Source organism: Zestomonas carbonaria (genome assembly GCF_904061905.1).
GTDB classification, from domain to species: Bacteria; Pseudomonadota; Gammaproteobacteria; order Pseudomonadales; family Pseudomonadaceae; genus Aquipseudomonas; species Aquipseudomonas carbonaria.
In genome coordinates this window covers 1-1027 of the sequence record NZ_CAJFCI010000004.1, presented here as the reverse complement: position 1 = coordinate 1027, position 1027 = coordinate 1, and the positions used below count along the sequence as shown (strand labels likewise).

The 1027-nt window shown below is 62.7% G+C and carries 2 pseudogenes; both read left to right on the top strand.

Annotated features, from left to right (window positions below):
* Positions 1-730: pseudogene (locus PSEWESI4_RS00025) on the top strand (sel1 repeat family protein); the annotation flags it as partial.
* Positions 731-1027, top strand: a pseudogene (locus PSEWESI4_RS00020) (hypothetical protein); the annotation flags it as partial.

The following is a 1027-nucleotide window of genomic DNA, read 5'->3' as shown; positions in this document are numbered from 1 at the left end:
CAGGGCCGCCGATCTTGGTAACCGGTATGGACAATGGGCTATCGGCGATGAGCTTCGAAGAGCCTTTGCTCGACTACCTGAGCCCGAACGCACTCGGGGGAAAAACATTGGCAAGCAGATGCTCGAATGCGCCTTATCGCAGGAACTCCCAGAGGCAGGATACTCATTGGGCATGGAGTACCTGATCAACAGGCCTGGTGAACAGGATACACATACGGCCTTATTGTATTTCCAGAAAGCCGCTGCGCTGGGTCATAACGACAGCTTGTGGAAGCTATATGCCACCTTCAATGAAGGTAAGTATGGCGTCGATAAAAACCCCGAACTCGCCGCATGCTACTACAAACTCCTTGAGCAAGTACGTACTGATCCCAGCAAGCGTTTCCCCGATATCGACACCCTTTGCCCCCTGCCGCCGGCGCCCGCCCGCGCCGCCGACAGCGGCCAGCCCGCCCCACGCGCCGGTATCTGGTTCAAGGCCGGGGACCCCGGGGTGATGTTCCGCGCCGCCCTGGGCGATGTCCTGCCCACCTATCGGGGAGTACCGGTGCATTGGGAATGGGAACAGGTATCCAGCCACCGGCGCGTCGTCTCCGGCGAAGCCTGCCCGTGGCCGGGCTACTGGGCCTGCGAGGACCTGCCCAGCGGCGAGCGGCTGTTCGCCCACGGCGTCACGCTGCCGCAGTGGGAAGGGCGCGACGTCACCTGGCGACTGCTCCGGGGGGTGTAGGTGCTGCGTTCCCGGGTTCACCACGCCGCCCTGCTGCTGGTCCTGGCCTGGCTGGGCGCCTGCCATGCCAAGGAGGCACCACCCATGCACATCGACTGGAAGTCCCTGCAATTCACTTGTACCCAGGAGCAGAACCCGCCACTCGATCCCGAGGCCGATATCTGGTTCCAGCAGGCCCGCGCCTACGAGAAGCAAGGAAACGAAGCCAACGATGCGGAAATGGTCCGCCTGTACCAGCAAGCCAGCGAGCGCGGCCACTACAAGGCCATGCTCAATCTGGCCGGGCTGTACGTCCAC